Below are 18,477 nucleotides of genomic sequence, written 5' to 3' on the forward strand. Positions count from 1 at the left end.
TGATTCTATCGGGCGATATAATTCGTCATCCCGCGTGGACTATGGTGTCATCGAACAGAGCTATCGCAGTGTGCAATTCATGAGTAATTCATCATTTCGCAATCGCGGGCTGCTGGGCTCCGAAATGTGAATTCAGCACGCTTTCGTCCCATCGAACGGACTGCGCGATGACCGAAATGCTCGACCCGTTCTCCCCCGAACTCCGTGACGATCCGGCGCCTGCCTACCGATCGTTGCGCGCAGGAGGCAGGCTGCACGAATTCCGGCCCGGCGTCTATCTCGTGCCGCGCTATGCCGATTGCGACGCAATTCTCGGTGACCCTGCGTTCGGGCACGGCTATTTCTCCGGGATCAACCCGTTCCGGCCCGGCGTCGACCCGCGGACGCTCCCCGGTTCGTTCCTGTTGATGGACCCGCCCGACCACACGCGAATGCGCGCGATGGTGGCACCGTCCTTCACTCCCCGCGCGATCGCCGATCTGCGCTCCCAGATCACCGAGACCGCGATCACACTACTCGACGACGCTGTGGCGGCCGGCGAAGTCGACTTCGTCGCCGAGATCGCGTACCCGTTGCCGCTGACCACGATTTGCACCATGCTCGGCGTTCCCACAGCCGACCACGCGACGTTCGGGGTCTGGGCATCCGCGATCAGCCGCGGCTTGGACCCGGACGCACTGTTGTCCGACGACGACAAACGCGCCCGCACCCACGCCGTGCAGGCGTTCGGCGCGTACTTCGCCGATCTCATCGAGCACCGCCGCGCCCGGCCCGGCACAGACCTGCTCACGAAGCTCGCGACGGAGACCCCATTACAGCTCAGGGAACTCGTCGACATGGCCGTGCTCCTGCTCATCGCCGGGCACGAGACCACCATGAACCTCATCGCGACCGGCCTGCTCGCCCTCGCGCGCAACCCGGCCCAGCGCGAAATCCTGTGCAGCGAACCGGAATTGAGTCGACTTGCGGTGGAAGAGTTCCTCCGCTTCGACACCCCCGTACCGTTCCCGACCCGCGTCGCCATGCGGGACGTAGAGTTCGCCGGCCAGACATTGCCGCGGGGAACGGGTCTGATCCTGCTCGTCGGCTCGGCCAATCGGGACCCGGAAGCATTCCCGGACCCCGACTCGCTGGATGTGACCAGGTTCGCGGCGAACCGCAGCACACCGCGCCATCTCGCCTTCAGCCACGGACCACACTTCTGCGTCGGTGCGCCCCTGGCCAGGCTGCAAGGCGAGGTGCTTTTCACCGAATTGATCCGCCGCGTCCCCGATTTCGACCTGCTCGACGACGCGCCGCCGTACCGGGTATCGGTGTCGATGCGCGGCCCCCTGTCACTGCCGGTCCGAATGCCCGCCTGAACGTTGGGACCGCCGCAGCCGTGTGGCCGCGCCGCCTTTCCGTTCCTGTGGCACCGCTTCCGCCTCAGATGGCCTCGGCGCCGATCACCGTCGCGTCACGGTCACCTGCACGACGTCCTGTCCGGGGCTGGTTGTGAGTTGAAGTAGCCGGGCGTCGGGTGGGGACACGACGTCGGCGCCCTGGATTTCTACCTGGTAGCCGTTGGGGTAGTTGCTCTGCGGCAGATACACCTCGGTGCGGGCTCCAGGTGCGAACGGTTGACCGGAATCGGCGCGGCGGGCGCTGTATCGGAGGGTGAACGTCCCGGTCGTGCTGTCGTAGTGCCACTGCTGCGGGGTGCCTGCGATCGCACGCGGATATGGCCGGACGATCGCCGGGTCCATCAGGTTGGGGCCGGTCGGCGGCTCCTGGGGATGACCCGGTGTCTGGTCCTGCGGTTGGGACCAGAACAGCCACGAAGCCATGTCGTCGTCGAATCTATCGGTGAGGCGAGTCAGCTTCGCCGAATCCTTGGTCGCGCCGAACTCGGTCGCCAGCCCGACAACGCCGTCGGCGCCGGCGCGATCCAATCCGTTGCTCACGCAGGTGTCGACCGGACCGAAGCAGTAGTCGTGAAAGCTCATCCCCGCGTTCGGATCGCCGGTTGGATTCGGCATCCAGTTCGGCGTACCGAAGTCGTTGGTCACGGACGGCTCGTAGAACAGCATGTGCTCCGGGTCGACTCGCCGGATGGCGTTCATAGCTTTTGCTTCGAACGGCGCGAGCACACCGCTCTCGAACTGGGGACAGCCCTGGGGAAAGCATGTCGGGTATTCCCAACCGGGCCACGGCTCATTGATCAGGTCGTAGCCCAGCACGTACGGCTCGTCTGCGAAGCGCTGCGCGACATGCGCCCACATGGCCGCATAGTGTTCCTGCAGCCCAATGCCGTCGGGCGCAGCGTGGTCGCGCCAGAAGTTCGCCCATGTTTGGTTTTGTGCGGGGCTTGTAAAATAGACCAGCGGAAAGCCCGGATTCGGCGGCAATGGGAACCCATCGGTGAACGTCGCCCAGGCGGGGAACCCGCTCCAGCTCGCGCCCACCGATTCGTTGAACCCGTCCTGATGGGAATCGACAAGGCTATAGATGTTGTACCGGGCCAGCAACTGCTGGGTCTGCTCGAGCTGTGCGATGTAGTTGTCGTCGTAAACTCCGGGCTGCGGCTCGACCGCGTTCCATGCGAAACCCAGCCGCACCGCGTTGAAACCGTTCTCCGCCAGGAACTGGGCGTCGCTCTCGCCGAAACCTCCCGCCGCGGGGAAGTACGGCGGGTACTTGTAGACCAGATTCACGCCGTGCAAGGTGACCACCCGGCCCTGATCGTCGGTGAGCCAGCGGCCGGCGTGCCCAAGTTCGGAAGCCGTCGGTAGCGCCGCGGCCGGTGCGGTCAGTCCCAGCAGCAATATGACCAACCCGAGACACCGCGCTGTCGAGGACATGATGGTCATCGCGCAAACCTTTCGACGAATATGCGCCGATGGCACTTCTACGGCGCTGACAACTAGCGAAGCGCTCCGATCTCGGCAGCCCTCGGCGCCGTGGATCAATCCGTACAACGAGATGGTCTAGACCACGCCACTGATGTGGAAATGCTATATATAGCGCCAGCCGGATTCGATCACGACACTCCGCCGCACATCGACGACGTCACACGCCTCGACCAGTTTTCGTACCCAGTCGATATGTCCGGCGGAACCGCCGCGGCGGGACAACCGCACTGCCGGCCGGGTGGCGGCCCGTCCAATCAGCCTCACACCACTGCCCGGACCCGCCGAGTCGGACGAACCGTCCGCGGCTGGCAACGTCGACACCACCGGGCACCTGTTCACAAAACGCGGCGCAGGCCGAATCCCGGCTTCGCACCGGAGGCGGCGTACCGGTCGTGGTCGCCTCGTCGGGGGCGTCCCGATGCTATTCCGCCGAGCCGGTTCAGCTAAGTTATGCTGAGAATTTGCGGGCCTTCATCTCAGCGTCTGATCGACTTCTTGGCAATAACTGACCGCATCGTGATGGCAAACGATTGGGGTTCAGATTAGCTGGTCATCGGGTTTTGTGCGGCAGCAGCCTGCCGGGCCCCGAGACCGATTCGAGTATCGCCACAAGTTTGCGCAACGGCCGAGGCCGGGCGACCAAGGACGCAATGCGAGCAGGAAACCGGATGGCAATCGCTAGGCGACGTCGTCCTGCTCGGCGCTTTGCTGTCCGCGGCGCTAGACCGTCAACCTCACAACCATTAGGAGACCATCCATGCTGCTGTCCAGTTTTCGCCGCGCGTTCGCCATCCCGGTGACGTGCGTCCTCGCCGCGACCGGCACGTACCTGGCCGCCGGCTGTGGCAGCCAGCCCGTCACCGACAGCACAGCAGACAAACATGCTTCGGCTTCGACGCCTGCGTCGCCGCAACGGCAGGCCTTCACCTTCGGCGCCGGCTACGGGACCACCGTTGCTGCCGACCAGGCCGGACATCAATGGGCACCCGCCGCCTCCGCCACAATCACCCCCGGGATACAGACCTATACCCACGGCGCGGTCCAATGTACGGCGAACTACGTCTTCATCGATGACACCGGCCATGTGTACATCGGCCAGGCGGCCCACTGCGCCACCACAGGACTCGTCACCGATACCGATGGCTGCACCGCCGGTAGCCTCCCCCTGGGAACCTCCGTGAGTTTCAACCGCAACGGCTCGCCGGTTTCCGGCGCGACCACCGCCGCCGGGCAGCTCGCGTACAGCAGCTGGCTGGCCATGCAGGAAGACGGCGAGCAGGACCGAAATGCCTGCGCCTACAACGACTTGGCGCTGGTGCAGCTCGCGCCGGAGGACGTCGGGAAAGTCAATCCGAGCCTGCCGCACTGGGGCGGCCCGGTCGGCATCAACACCAGCGGCACGAATGACGGCGACCGCCTCTACAGCTACTGGAACTCGATTCTGCGTGGCGGAATCGCCGGCCTGTCCCCTCAGATCGGTGAAAGCAAAATCGACGATGTCGCTGCCAGTGGCTGGACCCACGCATTTGTCGCGCCCATCCCCGGCATCCCGGGCGACAGTGGCAGCGCCTTCCTCGACCACGATGGCTATGCGCTCGGCACTCTGTCAACGCTCGCCATTTCGCTTCCCATCGTCAACAACGTCGGTGACATCAGCCGCGAACTGGCCTACGCCCGAGCACATTCCGGTATCTCGGGTCTGCGCCTGGTGCTGGGGACCGAACCGTTCACGCCGAACCGTTGACAGGGCTTATCCTGCCTCGGAATTCGCTCTAGAATTGCTGAATATTCGACGCGTCTACCTGATCGAAGGCGATGTGCACCCGTTGTGTCCAGGGTGCCGCGATCGTGCGTTGCGCTGGTCCTACGGCGGCCGTGCGCACAACTGCGAAACGAGGGCAGCTCGCCATGACAGATGTCGACTATTGCGTGATCGGTGCAGGCTTCGCAGGATTGACGGCCGCACTGCGGCTGAAACAGGCGGGTCGATCGGTCGCGGTGCTGGAAGCCCGCGACCGGCTGGGCGGGCGCACGTTCACCGAAGTGCGTGCCGACGGGTCGTGGATCGATCGCGGTGGCGCGTGGGTAGGACCGGGACAGGACCGCATCCACGCACTGATGGACGAGTTCGGGGTACCGAGTTACCAGCAGTACACCGACGGTGAGGCCATCATGGCGGTCGACGGCAAGCAGCACCGCTACACGGGCACTATTCCGTGGACGATGAGCCCCTGGGCGGCGTTGAACCTCGGTGCGGCGTTGTTCGAGCTGGGACATATGTGCGAGTCGGTCCCCCTCGACGCGCCGTGGGCATCGAAGCAGGCCGGGAGATTGGACCAGACCAGCCTGGCGCAGTGGCTGGATAACCACGTACTGTCCAGGCCCGCCCATGATCTGCTCGAGACCGCCGTCGCCGGCTGCTACACCTCGGCCGCCTCGGAGGTGTCATTACTGTTCGTGCTGTACCAGATGGCATCGGCGGGAGGGCCGAACTTCGTCCTCGGTGTCAAGGACGGCGCGCAGGATGCTCGGCCGGTCGGCGGTATGGGTGCGATCTACCGGCCGATGGCGGCCGAGATCGGCGACTCGATCCACCTGTCGCAGCCGGTTCGTCGGATAGAGCAGGACACCGCCGGTGTCACGGTGCACGCGGAGAAGTTGACGGTGCGCGCACGCCGGGCGATCGTGGCGGTTCCCCTGGCCATCGCGAGTCACATTCTGTACGAGCCCATGCTGCCGGTCGATCGATCGTTTCTCCATCAGCGGATGCCGAGCGGCTCGATCATCAAGATTGCCGCCGTGTACGACGAGCCGTTCTGGCGGCGCGACGGATTGTCCGGGCAGTCGGCCGCACCGGGGTCACCCGCGACCATCACCATCGATGCCTGCACGGATACCGGGCGACCCGGGATCCTATGTGTCATCATCGAGGGCCCCATCGCACGGCAGGTCGGACAACTCGACGAGGCCGAACGAAGGAAGGCAGTGCTCGGTGCGCTAGTCGAGCGATTCGGCGACAAGGCCGGCTCCCCTCTCGACTACGTCGAGCACAACTGGACTGTCGAGCGCTACTCCGGCGGCGGGATGCTCAGTCACGCACCCACCGGTGTCCTCACCCAGTTCGGCCATGCTCTGCGTGAGCCGTGCGGGCGCATCCATTGGGCCGGAACCGAGAGTTCTGCCGTCATGTGCGGCTGGGTAGACGGAGCCGTTCGTTCGGGAGAACGGGTGGCAAGCGAAGTGCTCGACCACGAGACCGCGACCACGGTCCGAGGATGAGAGGCGCGCAATGTATTCGCGGGCTTGTTGGCGTTGCGCAGGTCGGTGATGAAGTCGTCGATGCATCGCAAGCGGCAGGCACGCCTCCGCCGAGTCAGACTCCACAAGCACCTCGGCCATCGCTCCCTCCTCGAAATTGCCCGTGCAAAGCGTTCACCCGGCGATGTGGGTCCAGTCGCCGAATCCGGACATATCAGCAAGGTTGACGAAATTTCCGCTGCCATCGAGTTCGCCCGAGGCCGCCGTCCGGCTCGCACGGTTGTAGAAGAACAGCCGTCCATCCACGGGCACGATGTGGGTCCAGTCGCCGAATCCGGACATATCAGCGAGATTGACGAAATTTCCGCTGCCATCGAGTTCGCCCGAGGCCGCCGTCCGGCTCGCACGGTTGTAGAAGAACAGCCGTCCATCCACGGGCACGATGTGGGTCCAATGGCCGAATCCGGACATATCAGCGAGATTGACGAATTTTCCGCTGCCATCGAGTTCGCCTGAAGCGGCCGTCCGGCTCGAGTCGTTGTAGAAGAACATGGTTGCCACCACCTTTGTTGGAGCTGTTTTGGGAGGTCACACCATGGTCGAACGCCGCAGGTGGGGCGCCTAGGGTAGTGCGCTACCCGAACTCGAAAGGGCCTCGAAACGCACCGCCCGATTGCGGACAGCGGCCAGCCATGCCGACCGGCGGTCCCCACTCGCGTTACCCCTTGGTACCGATTACCGCTGACTATCGGGCGAGGTGTTGGATCTGCAGCTAGCGCTGCGTCGTTGCCTGTTGGCGTTGGCGGTTCGATCGGAGGTACGCCGGATGGATCCGAACATCGTTTCGGTGCTGCCGAGCACCGTCGCGACATCCCGGTCGAAAGGGCTGGAGGCCACCACCAGTCACACACCGGACGTGCCCGGCAGAGCCGTTTTCCCACCCGCGCAGGCCCGAAGGCTGCACCATGGATATGTGCAGTAGTCGAGTGCCGCGTTCTCTTCCCGTTGTGTTCAGCGACTCATACCCGCCACACAGGAGGAACCAAGATCCATGGCAACTACCCGCAATTATCGGCGTACCACCCACGTCGCGACCGTCTTCGCAACGATGGCGACAGCCCTGGCCGTAACGGCTGCTCCCGCTGTCGCCGCCGCGACCATCGACATCTCTCGCGCCGGACCGACCATAGTTCAAGTCACTTACAGCTGCGATAGCTCCGACGGAGTGACCAGCATTCAGGCGATGATGGGCGAACCCACCGCCGACGGTCCCGCCGCCCAGGGCGCTCAGAACGCCGTCATCTGCGACGATACCCAGCACGACACGAACATCCCGATGACAGAAACCCCTGGCCAGTCACCCCTGGGGTCGGGTCAAGTCCAGGTGCGTGTCGCACTCGTCGACCGCAACGACACCGTTGTATCCGGACAGGCGAAGCTGTTCACCATTCAATAAGGGAACCTCACATGCCGGTCCGGTTACGGTAGATGAGGACGATCGTGTGCCGATCTCTCGTCGTCCCGGACCGAGCCGATCAACGTGCCCATCGTGTTGCGTCGACCGCGCCGGTGGCTGGTGCGGTGGCGGCCGGATCAGAGCGCAAACGCGATCCAGGGGTCAGTAGTAATGGCGTCGGCCGCCGACGGCGCGGCCCGTCGACCCCAACAGCAACAACACGAGCCCGATGACCAGAATCACGATCCCGATGGTCCAGAGGATCGGGATGCTGAATATGAACCCAACGATAAGAAGAATGACTCCGAGAACAATCATGGCCAGTTACCTCGTTTCGCTGCTGTACGCGAAGGGTTTCAGAAACCCTCCAGTGCTGGTATCGGTCATGCGCGCAATGCCGACATGCGTCACTACGCACATCCAGCCACGGCCACGGGAAGCCCACAGCCACGATGATCAACCCGTGTGCTGCATATTCCAGTAGACGCCTCAGGATCCAGGATGTACACACCCCGTTTATCGAAGTTGCAGCTCGACCACAGGGGGAACTCGAACCCGCTCGCGCTCATGCCACTGGGAGAAATGCCGCTGGGTGAGGCACCTCATTGTTCAAGAGCCGGGCGTAGAGCGCGAGCGTCGTCAGGAATCCGAGTTCATCGAGGAAGATCACGCGTCGGGGCGTGGAATATCACCACGCCACGCGCCCGTTTCATGCCGCTGGCCTTCGATGAAGTGCTTGAAGCGTTGCATGTCGCCATTGACGCGGTGCTTCAGCACGCCGAGCTTATCGGCGGCGCTCTCCACGAATCCGTCCGGATCTATTTCCATTTGCGCGGTGATCCGCGTGTGGGTGTCGTCCAGACGATGAAAAGTGATCACGCCCGCGTGATCGGGACCACTGTCGGACTTCCACGCGACACGTTCGTCGGGATGCTGCTCGGTGATGGTCGCGTCGAATTCCCGGGTCGCGGGTCCAACGTGGATACGCCAGTGGGTGTGCTTGTCGTCGAGCTGGTCTACCGCCTCCACACCGACCATGAACTGCGGGAAGGTCTCGAACTGTGTCCATTGGTTGTAGGCGGTGCGAACCGGTACTTCGACATCGACGGTCGCGGCCACGGTGCTCATATCAGTTCCTTTCCAGGCTCGTCCCGATGCCGCCGCGTATATGCGGCCGGCCGAGGGTGGAACGTGCACTCATGGACAAGTCAGTGGCGAAAAGCGTCCTTTACCGTCTCGCCTGCATCCTTGAGGTTGGACTTGGTCTGATCGGCCTTACCCTCTTGCTTTTTGGCCTTGTCGTCGGTTGCCTCGCCGAACTTCTCCTTGGCCTTACCGGAGAGTTCCTCGGCCTTGTTCTTTGCCTTGTCTACAGCGCCCATAATTGCGGCCCCTTTGTTCGAAGGTGCCCGGCCTGTTGGTTTCCTGCCGGTCTTCTGGCGGATAACCCGCATTCCGACAGCCAAACAACGCTGCTGCAGCGACTTGTCGCGGGTCGAGGGCTGGCTGTCCTCATATGCGAGCACCGGTCACCCGGCGATCTCGCACCAGCCATTGCTCACGCGCACGAGAGCGAAGAAGGCCACGCTCACGCGTGCTAGACGCGGAACAGTACGTAAGCGGCCGTTCCCGAGCCGATGACGGCGGCGCCGTAGCAGGCAACGACGATCAACACGCTGAACTGCTCGAGCCGCAACCCGTCGTACAGCATGTACCGGAAGCGGTGTGCCCAATGGAATAGAGCGAGCACACAGAGTCCGAAAAGGACCAGCCGGGTGACAGGATGGCGCAACACCGAGAGCAGGTATGCGTGGTCCGGTGCGGGAAGCCAACCCAGCGGGAAGGCGAGGCCGAACAGAAAAAGCAGCACAGGTATGAGCAGTGCAGCGGCCATCCCGCCGGTGCTGAACAGCAGCCACCCGAACGGTTCCAGGGACTTCCTTTTCGTCATCGCAGCACCACCAACAGCACGATCACCGTCAGCAGACCCCACAGCAGATAGTGCAGCCCAAGGATCACGACCGGTGCGACGGGTCGGCTCCGCACACGCACCACGATCGCCTTGGGCGCCAGGTTGAACCAGGTGACGGTGTGCATAAGCACGAACAGCAGGGCGATCAGGTTCAGCGCAATCACCCCCGGGCCGGCACTCCAGTTCAGAAACCGCTGGTATTCCTCGCTTCCTGAACTCACCGCGTTGACCAGAAGCAGGAGGTACACCACGAACCAGGCGACGAACAAACTGCTGAGTTCGCGCAGGACGAAGATCAGATATGAGCGGCGTCGCACCCACCAGAACCTGGAGATCGGCTTTCGGTACAACCGGGGTGTCGTGGTCATCGTGCCCGCCATGGCATGAGGAAGTCTCGGAGCGATTGCGTGGCCGCGGTGAGCTTGTAGCGTTGGATCGCCCCAGCCGGGTCGACCCCCTTCGGGCAGGCGGTGGTGCACTCGCCGACAAAGGTGCAGGACCAAACTCCCTCGGCCGACGCGAGAACGTCGCGCCGATCTCCGGCTCCCTCATCGCGCGAGTCGAGGTTGTAGCGTTGGGCCAGCGCGATCGCCGCCGGACCGAGGAAGTCGGGATCGAGCGCGTAGACGGGACAGGCCGAGTAGCAGAGCATGCAGTTGATACACATGCTGTACTTCTTGTAGTCGTCCATTTCGAGCGGCGTTTGCAGGTATTCGCCGTCTTCGAGTAGCCCGTGTTCCTCCCTGATCAGCCATGGCTTGACCTCGGTCAGCTTGTGCATGAAGTCGCCGATCTCTATGACGAGATCCCGGATCACCGGGAAGTTGCGCAATGGCTCGACTCGCACCGGCCCCGGCGCGTAGTCGGTCAGGAAGGTGGCGCAGCTCAGTTGTGGCTCGCCGTTGACGGTCATGCCGCAACTACCGCAGATGCCCATCCGGCAGGACCACCGGTACGACACAGTTCCGTCGAGGTAGTCCTTGATGTAATTGAGGCCGTCGAGCACGGTCCAATCTCTGCGCAGCGGAACCTCATACGACTGCGGTGCCGGTTCGTCATCTCGATCCGGTCGGTATCGCGCGACCTGCAGGGTTATCCGGTCCTCCATCGCCATCACCTCCCGTATACGCGTTCGCCGGGAGGCCAGCGGGTGATCGTTACCGGGAGGTGCGAGACGCGGCCCGATCCGCCCGGCTCCCGATGTATCAGTGAATGGGCCAGGAAACGCTGGTCATTTCTGGCGGGGAAATCGGTTCGTTGGTGCGCGCCCCGGGATTCCTCCCGTGCCAGCGCGCAGGCGATAATGCATTCCGCCACATCGAGCATGCACGACAACTCCAGCATCGCCACCAGCTCGGTGTTGAACGCCCGGCTGTGGTCATCGAGGCAAGCACTGCCGAACCGATCGCGAAGCTCGCACAACTTGTCGGCAGCCGCGGCGAGGGAGTCGCCGTCGCGGTAGATCCCAGCACTGGTCTCCATCGTCTCTTGCATCTCGGTGCGGATGTGCGCGATGTGTTCGGATCCCTCGGCGTGGCGCGTGAGCTCCCGTTCCAGCCGGTCCTGTTCTGCACGGCCTCGCGCCATGACCGCCGACGTCCGAGCGGCCGTGGCCGAACTCGCGTACTCGGCGGCGGCACGACCGGCTCGCGCACCGAAAACCAGCAACTCGGGAAGGGAGTTCGACCCGAGCCGGTTCGCGCCGTTGATACTGACGCAGGCGACCTCTCCAGCGGCGTACAGCCCCGCCAGTGGCGTCGCGCCATGGATGTCGGTATGGACGCCGCCCATCATGTAGTGGACGACGGGGCGTACCGGGATCAGCTCCCGGACCGGGTCGATGTTCTGGTATTTCGAGCACAGCTCGCGCACGAACGGCAGCTTCGTGTCGATGAGATCCGCACCGAGGTGGCGTATGTCGAGGTGGACGACGGGTCCGTACGGCGTGCCGATGGTCCGGCCCTTGTCGAGTTCGTGCACGAACGCCTGTGACAGCCGGTCGCGTGGCCCTAGTTCCATACTCCGCAACACCGGCACCGGTGATGGCGTCCCGAGGTCGTAATCCTGCAAGTAGCGATAACCGTCCTTATTGAGCAGCCAGCCGCCTTCAGCGCGCGTTGCCTCGGTGATCAGGATGCCTGTGAACGGAAGGCCGGTCGGGTGGTATTGGACGAACTCCATGTCCTTGAGCGGCGCGCCTGCCCGGTATGCCAGCGCCATACCGTCGCCGGTCTTGATATTGGCGTTGGTGGTGAACGGATACACCCGGCCGCAGCCACCGGTGCACACGATGACGGCGCTGGCGAAAATGGTTTCGATTCGTCCGGTGGCCAGTTCTATGGCCACGACGCCGCCTACCTTGTCGTCGTCGACGAGCAAGGTTGTCGCGAACCACTCGTCGTACCTGACGATGTCCTGATAGGACAGCGTGGTCTGGAACAGGGTGTGCAGCAAGTGAAAACCGGTCTTGTCCGCTGCGAACCAGGTGCGGAGGTTCTTCATGCCGCCGAACGCCCGTACCGCGATGTGTCCATCCGGTCGGCGGCTCCATGGGCAGCCCCAATGCTCCAATTGGAGCAGCTCCCGCGGTGCTTCCTCGACGAAGGCCTCGACAGCGTCCTGGTCACAGAGCCAATCGCTGCCGGAGACCGTGTCGTATGCGTGCTCGTCGAAGGTGTCGTCGTGACCGGCGACTGCGGCGGCGCCACCCTCGGCGGAGACGGTGTGGCTGCGCATCGGATAGACCTTGGAAACGATCGCAATGCTCAGCCGCGCGTTGTGTTCCGCGATGGCGATGGCCGCGCGCAAACCCGCGCCGCCCCCGCCAATGATCACGACGTCGTGAAAAGCGGTCATGGTGCCACCCGGGGTGTGGTCGGTCAGGCCTCGAAGTCGGCGCTGCGCTCGTCCATCAGGACCTTGCCGTTATGGCGGACGGTTCTGATCCGAACGCTGCCGTCGTGGAATTCGTGCCGAATCCGGCGGCAGCCACAGTCGTAAGTCATATCGTCGATGACCAAGCCCGCGTCGTCGTCTTCGCGATGGCGAGCCCCGCCCCTCAGTTTCCCGCACGGGGCGCGTTCCTTGCTGAACTGCTCGGTGGCGCTGAGCATTTCCACCTCCCGGCAACCCGGTGGCACACCTGATTGATAGGTGTAGGCGTATAAGCGTACGCGCATTGCGCCGAGGCCGCAGGAGGCATGCTGGCCTGCCGGACGTAGTATCCGCCATGTCAGTCGAATCTCTTTGCACGACAGGACCATCCAGGCTTCTCATGCCCGCCGACGAGGTCGCATACTATGAGCGTCAGATCGATTTTCGGTGCCAGGCTGAGCCGATCGCAGGTTTGCTGAGAGTGGGCCGATGTTGAGCATCGAGGATGCGTTTCCACAGCCTTACCGGTGTTGTGCCGATCCCGTCGCCGTGGGATCTCGACGGCTATGTCGCTGCTGTCGCCACAGACCGGCAACGACCGATCACGGGTAAGTGCCCCGGTTTCCAGATCCCACACCCTTCCCGACCATGCGGTCCCCGCCGGTCACCGCGACCAAGCTCCCACCGAGCCGGGCCTGCACTGCCGGTGAGGTCAGACCGATCTTCCGTTGGTGCCGCGCTGCCACGGTGAGTGCGGGTCAGAAGTAGATTTCGAGGTCGGTCACCGCGGCGATTTGGACGTGGTTGGCAATCTCCCGGCCCCGGTCCCAGGTCAATGTCCGGCGCATCGTGCGCGGCAGTCTCGACATCGCCGTAGTCACGACTTCCTCGACGTCGAGGGCCTTGTGGGGGTGCGGCAAATGCAGCCGTAGGACAAACCCGGACGCGCGTTCGACCAGTGTGCCGATGGCGGAGCCATTGGCACACTGGTGAGGAGATCGCCTTCCGCAACATCGGTAGCGGCTTCGATCGACGGTTCGCGCGGGATCCGCAGTGGTCGTCGGATGTCGTGGGCGTGGACGACCACCTCCCCGAGCCACGCCGCTGTCCCGGATGCCGCAGTGGTGCTGGTGACGACTGCTTGGAATCGCTCCAAAAGCCTCGGCCGCGGTAGCGCCATGATGCCCGGCCAACTACCGTTCGTTGCGCTTCTCGAAATCGAAGCGGGCGCTGACGACACTGACCAGACACCGCAACCACCGGCCATACGCCAGGGCGAGAGCGGGCCCGCCTCAGGTCATCACAGGGTGTGATGCTCCCAGTGGATCGCGTCGAGTGACTGCCAGTCGTTCTCGAGCAAGTCCAGAGCAGCTGCTCAGACCATTCGACGTGGTCGTCGCCTCCTGTTCAACGCACGACTCGATCCCCGACACCCGAACACCTTGTGCCAGAACCAGTTCGACTCGATGAAATCAAGCTCAGGTAGCCTGGCCAGACCAGATCAACTATCTCCCAACAGGACAAGCCCGTTGCCGTCGATGCGTGTGAAGGTGATACCGATGCTGGACTACGGCCTCGACATGTCCGGTGTAGAGCGCGACCTTGCGCTACCCGACTTGGTGGCTGAAGGAGATGAGCTCGACGCCCTGGTAACAGCGCAGACCGACTGGTCCGAACCCACGCCGGCAGCGGGGTGGACGATCGCCCACCAGATCGCTCATCTTGCTTCGGCTGATGCGAACGTTCTGATCGCGATACGAACCCCGGAGGCGTTCGACGCCGTGCTGAAGCAGGCAGAAGCCGCAGGCAGCCAATACGCTGATCTCGACGCGGCCGCGGGAGCAGCCGAACCACGATCAGTACTGCTGGAGCGATGGCGTTCCGGTCGAACCGAGGTAGCGGCGGCGCTACGTGATGTTCCACCGGGCCATGGGTTTCCGTGGTACGGCTCGCAGCTGACCGCAGCGCTTATGGTGCCGCTTCGGCTAATGGAAACGTGGGCTCACGGACAGGACATTTTCGATGCACTGGGTGTCTCACGCCGCCCGACGAGCCGGCTCCGGCATGTGGCCTCGCTGGGAGTGATAGGACGAGAGCTGTCATTCTATGCTGCCCAATTACCTACTCCGGCAGAGCCGTTCCGTATCGAGCTGACCGGCCCCGACGGCCAAGCCTGGGCATGGGGCCCAGAAGATGCCGAGCAACGGGTTCGGGGCAGCGCCCTCGACTTCTGCCTTCGAGTCACCCAACGCAGGTCACGACCCGAGACCGACCTCACGGCGGTCGGCGAGGACGCGCAGAAATGGCTTGACATTGCTCGCGTTTTCCTCTGACCGGGCCGTGCGGACCGGCGAGCGGGTGGCGAAAGATCAACGTGCCGTATCCATCCGGCAACCAGCCGAACGCACGCTACATACCGATCCAGCGGATCGGCCAGGAACATCCCCAGATTCCGCACCTCGACCACCTGGGTGCAAACCCAGCCGGTTGTAGTCGCGCCGACGTGCGGCGATCAGCTTGCGTTCCTCGTCGTCCAGATGGCAGAACCGCTCCAGCTCCACCCGCGACAACGACCTGAACCGGCCGTAACCGACCACGATCTCACCACTCACGGCGAGATGAAATCACCAGCCGGACAGGGCATTTACACCGGACGTTTCAGCGTGACTTTCTCGCGGATGCCCCTCGCCCCGCCCAGGCGCAGCGCGCACGTGGACCCGCAACTCCCTTGTACATTTGTCTTGCACAAATGTCTGACAAGGGTTGACGTGGTCTTCGTACGAGCCTGAAGGAGACCGAAATGACCACTACCCGAGCCACTTTCGACATCGATGGCCGCCGCCTGTCCTACCTGGACTTCGGTGGTATCGGGCGGCCGCTGCTGGCGTTGCACGGCCACATGTCCGATGCCGCCAGCTTCGCCGAGCTGGCCCAACAGCTGACGCCGGGCTGGCGGCTGATCGGTCTCGACCAACGCGGACACGGGCACTCCGACCGCGCCGGCGACTACTCCCGTGCCGGTTACCTCGCCGACATCACCGCGCTGCTGGACCATCTCGGCCTGGACAGCGTTGTGCTACTGGGGCATTCGCTCGGCGGCATCAACGCCTACCAATTCGCCGCCCGGCACCCCGAGGGGGTCGAGGCCTTCATCGACGCCGACGGCGCTGCCAGCCTCGGCCTCGACGGCCACAACCCGCTGCAGTTCGTACTCACCCTCCCCTACGAGGCACCAACCCGTCAGGAACTCCTCGACGCCATGGGGCCGATGGCCGCCCACTTCGCCGACCTGGCGCGCGAACGCGCCGACGGCAACTGGAGCCTGCCGTTCCATCCCCGCGACATCGTCGACTCCGAAGACCAAGTGCACGGCGACCATTGGGCCGACTGGGAAGCCAGCACCTGTCCCGCACTACTTATCCGCGCCACCCACGGCACGATTCCGCGCGAACAGGCCGACGCGATGGTCCAACGCCGCCCGAACACCCGCATAGTCGAACTCGACACCGACCATTTCATCTACGCCAACGACCCCGACGGCTTCGCCAAGACCGTCAACGAATTCCTCGCAGACCTCTGAACCGGCCGACCACCGGTATTCGACACGGCCCGACTGCTGGCGCTCGCGTGGTGGCCGAGCTGCTCGGCTACAGCTTCCGAAGTCACTCAGCAACGCGCTGAGCTCACTGCCCAGCCATGGTCGCGATACGCCACATAGCGGTTGCCCCGCTGCCTACACTCCCGTCGTCCCCACCGACGAATTCGAATATCCGGATCTTACCGGTAAACCCCTTCGACTATTCTGAGGTGCCGCAACGTATTTCGCATTCGCAGGCCGGGCATCTTCTCTTCGGCTGTCGACTCGGGTTTGTCGGACGTATCTGCCTCCTACGGTTCGAACACCAGCAGCGGTTTGCCTCCGTGTTCGGGAGCTTCGGCCAAATAGACGGCTTCGCCGAACTTTTCGAGGGGGATCGGCTGCCCCTCCGGCACACGCAACGCGCCGCTGTCGGCGAGCTGAACTGTCCGGTCGATCGCTGCAGCCATCCGATCCTTCGGGGTCTCGGTGAAACCAGCGGAACAGCCAGAACCCTCGAACGGTCTTGGTTTCGTAGATCAGTGAACGCGCGAAGATCGGGATGGTGAGTTTGTCGGGATCGGTTTGGCGATGCGTCGACAGCGCACCGTAGACGACCAGCTCACCGTGCGGTACCAGCGCACGCGACACGTCCGCACCCACCTGACCGCCGACACAGTCGATCGCCTTGGACACGCCGTCGTGGCCTGCGATGTCGGCCACCCGTTCGCGCAGGTCTTCATCCTCCGTGCAGATCACCGCGGTGCCCCCCAGCGCGAGGATGTCCTCGACAGCGGATCGACGGCGGACCACGTTGAGGGTCTTGAAGCCGACGTGCGTCCCCAGTTGGATGACCGACTGGCCCACGGTTGAACCGGCCGCGGTCTGCAGGAGCCATTCACCCGGTCGAACATCGAGCTCAGCACCGGTCAAGATCACGGCGGTGAGAGGATTGGCGAGAATCTGGGCGGCCGTGGAATCGCTCATGCCGGCGGGAACAGGCAAGACCCGCCGGGCATCGGCGACAACATACTCCTGCCACGTGCCCGTGACGCCGATCGTGATGACGCGTTGCCCGACGGTCAGACCGTCTGTGCCGCTACCGATTTCGTCGATCACACCGACGGATTCGATTCCGGGTACCGTGGGGAACTCCGGGGTGAATCCGTATCTCCCGCGGATGGTATGCAGATCGCTGGCATGGACAGGTACAGCTGTCACCCGGATCCGGACCTGGCCGGGACCGGGCTCCGGAATCGCGCGGGTCTGCAGGTGCAGGACCTCGGACGGTTCGCCCAACGTGTCGGCGACGACAAGCCGCATCGTTCGCATCTTCCTGACGCTCCTTCGGTCGGATCCAGATCTCACAATGATTCGATCGCATACCGTCGGCCCCGCCCTTTGGCGGTGAACATTCGGATCAGCGCGGCCAACTACAGCCGGACCAGCTCTAATGCTGCCACCGCGGCGGGGTCGTTGGGGGTCTAGACCCCCGGCGCGGGATACCAATGCCGTGGACTCGGTTGCGCCGTTGGCTGTGCGCCGCGACGTCTGTGCACCTCAGGTGGTGGTGTGGGGTGCTGGCCGCTGGTGGCTGGTAGCCCAAGACGCGAGGATCCGAAGCGCGTCGTGGGACGGGGTGCCCGGTTCGGCGGTCAGTACGACAAGTTGCTGTTCGGGGTCGATACTCGAGCTGAGGGTCTCCCAGTCAAGGCTGAGCTCGCCGGCAACAGGATGACGAAAGGCCTTGGTGCCCACCGTGTGGGCCGAGACTTGATGGGCACCCCACCACTGGCGGAATTGCGGATCCTGCACCGACAATTCACCCACGAGGGCGGTCAGACGGGGATCGTCGGGGTATTTCGCAGCCTGCATCCGCAGCTGCGCGACGGCGGTGCGGGCTACGCCTTCCCAGTCCGCATATAGCGTCCGCATCGCCGGATCGGTAAACAGAATTCGCGTATTATTTCGGTTCCGCTCCGGAATATTCGCATAATCGGTAATCAGCGCCGCGGCCAGGGAATTCCACGCGAGAATGTCGGTGCGGCGACCCAGGACCAGGGCGGGAGTGGTGGTCAGGTCGTCGAGCAGTCGTTGCAGCGTCGGCTGCACCTTCTGCGCCAAGCGCCGTCGGGGCCGGGTGTTGTTCTTACCCGCAAGTTCGAAAAGGTAGTCGCGCTGGTCGTCATTCAAGTGCAGTACCTGCGCCAGAGCCGACAGCACCGGCCCGGACGCCGGCATACGCCCCTGCTCGAGACGGGTGTAGTAGTCGGTGCTGATGGCGACTAGCTGAGCAACCTCCTCACGTCGCAGACCCACCACCCGTCGCGTTCCTCCCGACTCGGGTAAGCCCACGGCGCGCGGGCTCAGCTCGGCCCTGCGGGCCTTGAGGAACTCGCCCAACTCGTTGCGGTGTGCGTTGCCGGTCATGACAGCCAGTGTGGCATCG

Annotated in this window: 20 protein-coding genes; 7 read left to right on the plus strand and 13 right to left on the minus strand. The window is 63.8% G+C overall.

Annotated features, from left to right (window positions below):
* The first annotated feature begins 167 nt into the window (after positions 1–167).
* Positions 168–1,361: a cytochrome P450 gene (locus ACIBW7_RS05555; RefSeq protein WP_397044458.1), complete on the plus strand. Its 1,194-nt coding sequence runs from the start codon at positions 168–170 to the stop codon at positions 1,359–1,361.
* Between the two features lie 84 nt (positions 1,362–1,445).
* Here ACIBW7_RS05555 and ACIBW7_RS05560 read toward each other — a convergent pair whose 3' ends face one another.
* Entirely contained in the window at positions 1,446–2,849 is a 1,404-nt protein-coding gene (locus ACIBW7_RS05560; protein WP_397044460.1) for a cellulase family glycosylhydrolase, read from the minus strand.
* 799 nt (positions 2,850–3,648) lie between these two features.
* Between ACIBW7_RS05560 and ACIBW7_RS05565 the strand changes: the two genes are divergently transcribed.
* Together ACIBW7_RS05565 and ACIBW7_RS05570 are read left to right on the plus strand one after the other, a co-directional pair.
* Complete coding sequence (locus ACIBW7_RS05565; protein WP_397044462.1) at positions 3,649–4,635, plus strand: hypothetical protein; 987 nt, start codon at positions 3,649–3,651, stop codon at positions 4,633–4,635.
* A gap of 164 nt (positions 4,636–4,799) precedes the next feature.
* On the plus strand, positions 4,800–6,170 hold the full coding sequence (locus ACIBW7_RS05570; RefSeq protein WP_397044464.1) for a flavin monoamine oxidase family protein: 1,371 nt from the start codon (positions 4,800–4,802) through the stop codon (positions 6,168–6,170).
* A 153-nt stretch (positions 6,171–6,323) separates the two neighbouring features.
* Here ACIBW7_RS05570 and ACIBW7_RS05575 read toward each other — a convergent pair whose 3' ends face one another.
* The gene (locus ACIBW7_RS05575) at positions 6,324–6,701 is read right to left on the minus strand and encodes a hypothetical protein (protein WP_397044466.1); all 378 of its coding nucleotides are present in this window, start codon (positions 6,699–6,701) and stop codon (positions 6,324–6,326) included.
* Positions 6,702–6,975: 274 nt separating this feature from the next.
* On the opposite strand from ACIBW7_RS05575, the gene ACIBW7_RS05580 reads away from it, so the two are divergent.
* Complete coding sequence (locus ACIBW7_RS05580) at positions 6,976–7,131, plus strand: hypothetical protein (protein WP_397044468.1); 156 nt, start codon at positions 6,976–6,978, stop codon at positions 7,129–7,131.
* Positions 7,132–7,200: 69 nt separating this feature from the next.
* Positions 7,201–7,605, plus strand: coding sequence for a hypothetical protein (locus ACIBW7_RS05585; protein ID WP_397044470.1), 405 nt, complete (start codon positions 7,201–7,203; stop codon positions 7,603–7,605).
* Between the two features lie 162 nt (positions 7,606–7,767).
* Here ACIBW7_RS05585 and ACIBW7_RS05590 read toward each other — a convergent pair whose 3' ends face one another.
* The 8 genes from ACIBW7_RS05590 to ACIBW7_RS05625 form a co-directional block, all read right to left on the minus strand.
* Complete coding sequence (locus ACIBW7_RS05590) at positions 7,768–7,923, minus strand: DUF6131 family protein (protein WP_397044472.1); 156 nt, start codon at positions 7,921–7,923, stop codon at positions 7,768–7,770.
* Positions 7,924–8,271: 348 nt separating this feature from the next.
* Positions 8,272–8,733: an SRPBCC family protein gene (locus ACIBW7_RS05595; protein WP_397044474.1), complete on the minus strand. Its 462-nt coding sequence runs from the start codon at positions 8,731–8,733 to the stop codon at positions 8,272–8,274.
* An 80-nt stretch (positions 8,734–8,813) separates the two neighbouring features.
* Positions 8,814–9,131: a CsbD family protein gene (locus tag ACIBW7_RS05600; protein ID WP_397044476.1), complete on the minus strand. Its 318-nt coding sequence runs from the start codon at positions 9,129–9,131 to the stop codon at positions 8,814–8,816.
* A 71-nt stretch (positions 9,132–9,202) separates the two neighbouring features.
* On the minus strand, positions 9,203–9,556 hold the full coding sequence (gene frdD / locus ACIBW7_RS05605) for a fumarate reductase subunit FrdD (protein WP_397044478.1): 354 nt from the start codon (positions 9,554–9,556) through the stop codon (positions 9,203–9,205).
* Positions 9,553–9,945, minus strand: a complete 393-nt coding sequence (locus ACIBW7_RS05610) for a fumarate reductase subunit C (protein WP_397044479.1) — start codon at positions 9,943–9,945, stop codon at positions 9,553–9,555. Before ACIBW7_RS05610 ends, frdD begins: the two co-directional genes overlap by 4 nt.
* Positions 9,942–10,685, minus strand: coding sequence for a succinate dehydrogenase iron-sulfur subunit (gene sdhB, locus ACIBW7_RS05615; protein WP_397044481.1), 744 nt, complete (start codon positions 10,683–10,685; stop codon positions 9,942–9,944). The genes ACIBW7_RS05610 and sdhB overlap by 4 nt, the downstream gene beginning before the upstream one ends.
* Positions 10,686–10,690: 5 nt before the next feature.
* Positions 10,691–12,433, minus strand: coding sequence for a fumarate reductase (quinol) flavoprotein subunit (gene frdA / locus ACIBW7_RS05620; protein WP_397044483.1), 1,743 nt, complete (start codon positions 12,431–12,433; stop codon positions 10,691–10,693).
* A 23-nt stretch (positions 12,434–12,456) separates the two neighbouring features.
* Complete coding sequence (locus ACIBW7_RS05625) at positions 12,457–12,756, minus strand: hypothetical protein (RefSeq protein ID WP_397044485.1); 300 nt, start codon at positions 12,754–12,756, stop codon at positions 12,457–12,459.
* Between the two features lie 1,254 nt (positions 12,757–14,010).
* Between ACIBW7_RS05625 and ACIBW7_RS05630 the strand changes: the two genes are divergently transcribed.
* A complete protein-coding gene (locus ACIBW7_RS05630; RefSeq protein ID WP_397044487.1) occupies positions 14,011–14,784 on the plus strand; it encodes a TIGR03084 family metal-binding protein in 774 nt (257 codons plus the stop codon).
* 36 nt (positions 14,785–14,820) lie between these two features.
* Here ACIBW7_RS05630 and ACIBW7_RS05635 read toward each other — a convergent pair whose 3' ends face one another.
* Positions 14,821–15,063, minus strand: a complete 243-nt coding sequence (locus ACIBW7_RS05635) for a hypothetical protein (protein WP_397044489.1) — start codon at positions 15,061–15,063, stop codon at positions 14,821–14,823.
* A gap of 188 nt (positions 15,064–15,251) precedes the next feature.
* Here ACIBW7_RS05635 and ACIBW7_RS05640 point away from each other — a divergent pair, with 188 nt between their 5' ends.
* A complete protein-coding gene (locus ACIBW7_RS05640; RefSeq protein WP_397044491.1) occupies positions 15,252–16,031 on the plus strand; it encodes an alpha/beta fold hydrolase in 780 nt (259 codons plus the stop codon).
* Positions 16,032–16,184: 153 nt separating this feature from the next.
* Here ACIBW7_RS05640 and ACIBW7_RS05645 read toward each other — a convergent pair whose 3' ends face one another.
* Both ACIBW7_RS05645 and ACIBW7_RS05650 read right to left on the minus strand, forming a co-directional pair.
* Positions 16,185–17,351 carry a zinc-dependent alcohol dehydrogenase family protein gene (locus ACIBW7_RS05645; protein WP_397044493.1) on the minus strand — a complete coding sequence of 389 codons (1,167 nt, stop codon included), beginning with the start codon at positions 17,349–17,351 and terminating at the stop codon, positions 16,185–16,187.
* A 237-nt stretch (positions 17,352–17,588) separates the two neighbouring features.
* Positions 17,589–18,458, minus strand: coding sequence for a helix-turn-helix domain-containing protein (locus tag ACIBW7_RS05650; protein WP_397044495.1), 870 nt, complete (start codon positions 18,456–18,458; stop codon positions 17,589–17,591).
* Between the last annotated feature and the right edge of the window lie 19 nt (positions 18,459–18,477).

This window comes from Nocardia sp. NPDC049526 (assembly GCF_044465765.1).
In the GTDB taxonomy this organism is placed as follows: domain Bacteria; phylum Actinomycetota; class Actinomycetes; order Mycobacteriales; family Mycobacteriaceae; genus Nocardia.

What these genes read in the sequence shown, in the direction of transcription:
- ACIBW7_RS05555 (WP_397044458.1), top strand. Translation starts at nt 168, where the DNA reads ATGACCGAAATGCTCGACCCGTTCTCCCCCGAACTCCGTGACGATCCG.
- ACIBW7_RS05560 (WP_397044460.1), bottom strand. Translation starts at nt 2,849, where the DNA reads ATGACCATCATGTCCTCGACAGCGCGGTGTCTCGGGTTGGTCATATTG.
- ACIBW7_RS05565 (WP_397044462.1), top strand. Translation starts at nt 3,649, where the DNA reads ATGCTGCTGTCCAGTTTTCGCCGCGCGTTCGCCATCCCGGTGACGTGC.
- ACIBW7_RS05570 (WP_397044464.1), top strand. Translation starts at nt 4,800, where the DNA reads ATGACAGATGTCGACTATTGCGTGATCGGTGCAGGCTTCGCAGGATTG.
- ACIBW7_RS05575 (WP_397044466.1), bottom strand. Translation starts at nt 6,701, where the DNA reads ATGTTCTTCTACAACGACTCGAGCCGGACGGCCGCTTCAGGCGAACTC.
- ACIBW7_RS05580 (WP_397044468.1), top strand. Translation starts at nt 6,976, where the DNA reads ATGGATCCGAACATCGTTTCGGTGCTGCCGAGCACCGTCGCGACATCC.
- ACIBW7_RS05585 (WP_397044470.1), top strand. Translation starts at nt 7,201, where the DNA reads ATGGCAACTACCCGCAATTATCGGCGTACCACCCACGTCGCGACCGTC.
- ACIBW7_RS05590 (WP_397044472.1), bottom strand. Translation starts at nt 7,923, where the DNA reads ATGATTGTTCTCGGAGTCATTCTTCTTATCGTTGGGTTCATATTCAGC.
- ACIBW7_RS05595 (WP_397044474.1), bottom strand. Translation starts at nt 8,733, where the DNA reads ATGAGCACCGTGGCCGCGACCGTCGATGTCGAAGTACCGGTTCGCACC.
- frdD (WP_397044478.1), bottom strand. Translation starts at nt 9,556, where the DNA reads ATGACGAAAAGGAAGTCCCTGGAACCGTTCGGGTGGCTGCTGTTCAGC.
- ACIBW7_RS05610 (WP_397044479.1), bottom strand. Translation starts at nt 9,945, where the DNA reads ATGACCACGACACCCCGGTTGTACCGAAAGCCGATCTCCAGGTTCTGG.
- sdhB (WP_397044481.1), bottom strand. Translation starts at nt 10,685, where the DNA reads ATGGAGGACCGGATAACCCTGCAGGTCGCGCGATACCGACCGGATCGA.
- frdA (WP_397044483.1), bottom strand. Translation starts at nt 12,433, where the DNA reads ATGACCGCTTTTCACGACGTCGTGATCATTGGCGGGGGCGGCGCGGGT.
- ACIBW7_RS05625 (WP_397044485.1), bottom strand. Translation starts at nt 12,756, where the DNA reads ATGCGCGTACGCTTATACGCCTACACCTATCAATCAGGTGTGCCACCG.
- ACIBW7_RS05630 (WP_397044487.1), top strand. Translation starts at nt 14,011, where the DNA reads ATGCTGGACTACGGCCTCGACATGTCCGGTGTAGAGCGCGACCTTGCG.
- ACIBW7_RS05640 (WP_397044491.1), top strand. Translation starts at nt 15,252, where the DNA reads ATGACCACTACCCGAGCCACTTTCGACATCGATGGCCGCCGCCTGTCC.
- ACIBW7_RS05645 (WP_397044493.1), bottom strand. Translation starts at nt 17,351, where the DNA reads ATGCGGCTTGTCGTCGCCGACACGTTGGGCGAACCGTCCGAGGTCCTG.
- ACIBW7_RS05650 (WP_397044495.1), bottom strand. Translation starts at nt 18,458, where the DNA reads ATGACCGGCAACGCACACCGCAACGAGTTGGGCGAGTTCCTCAAGGCC.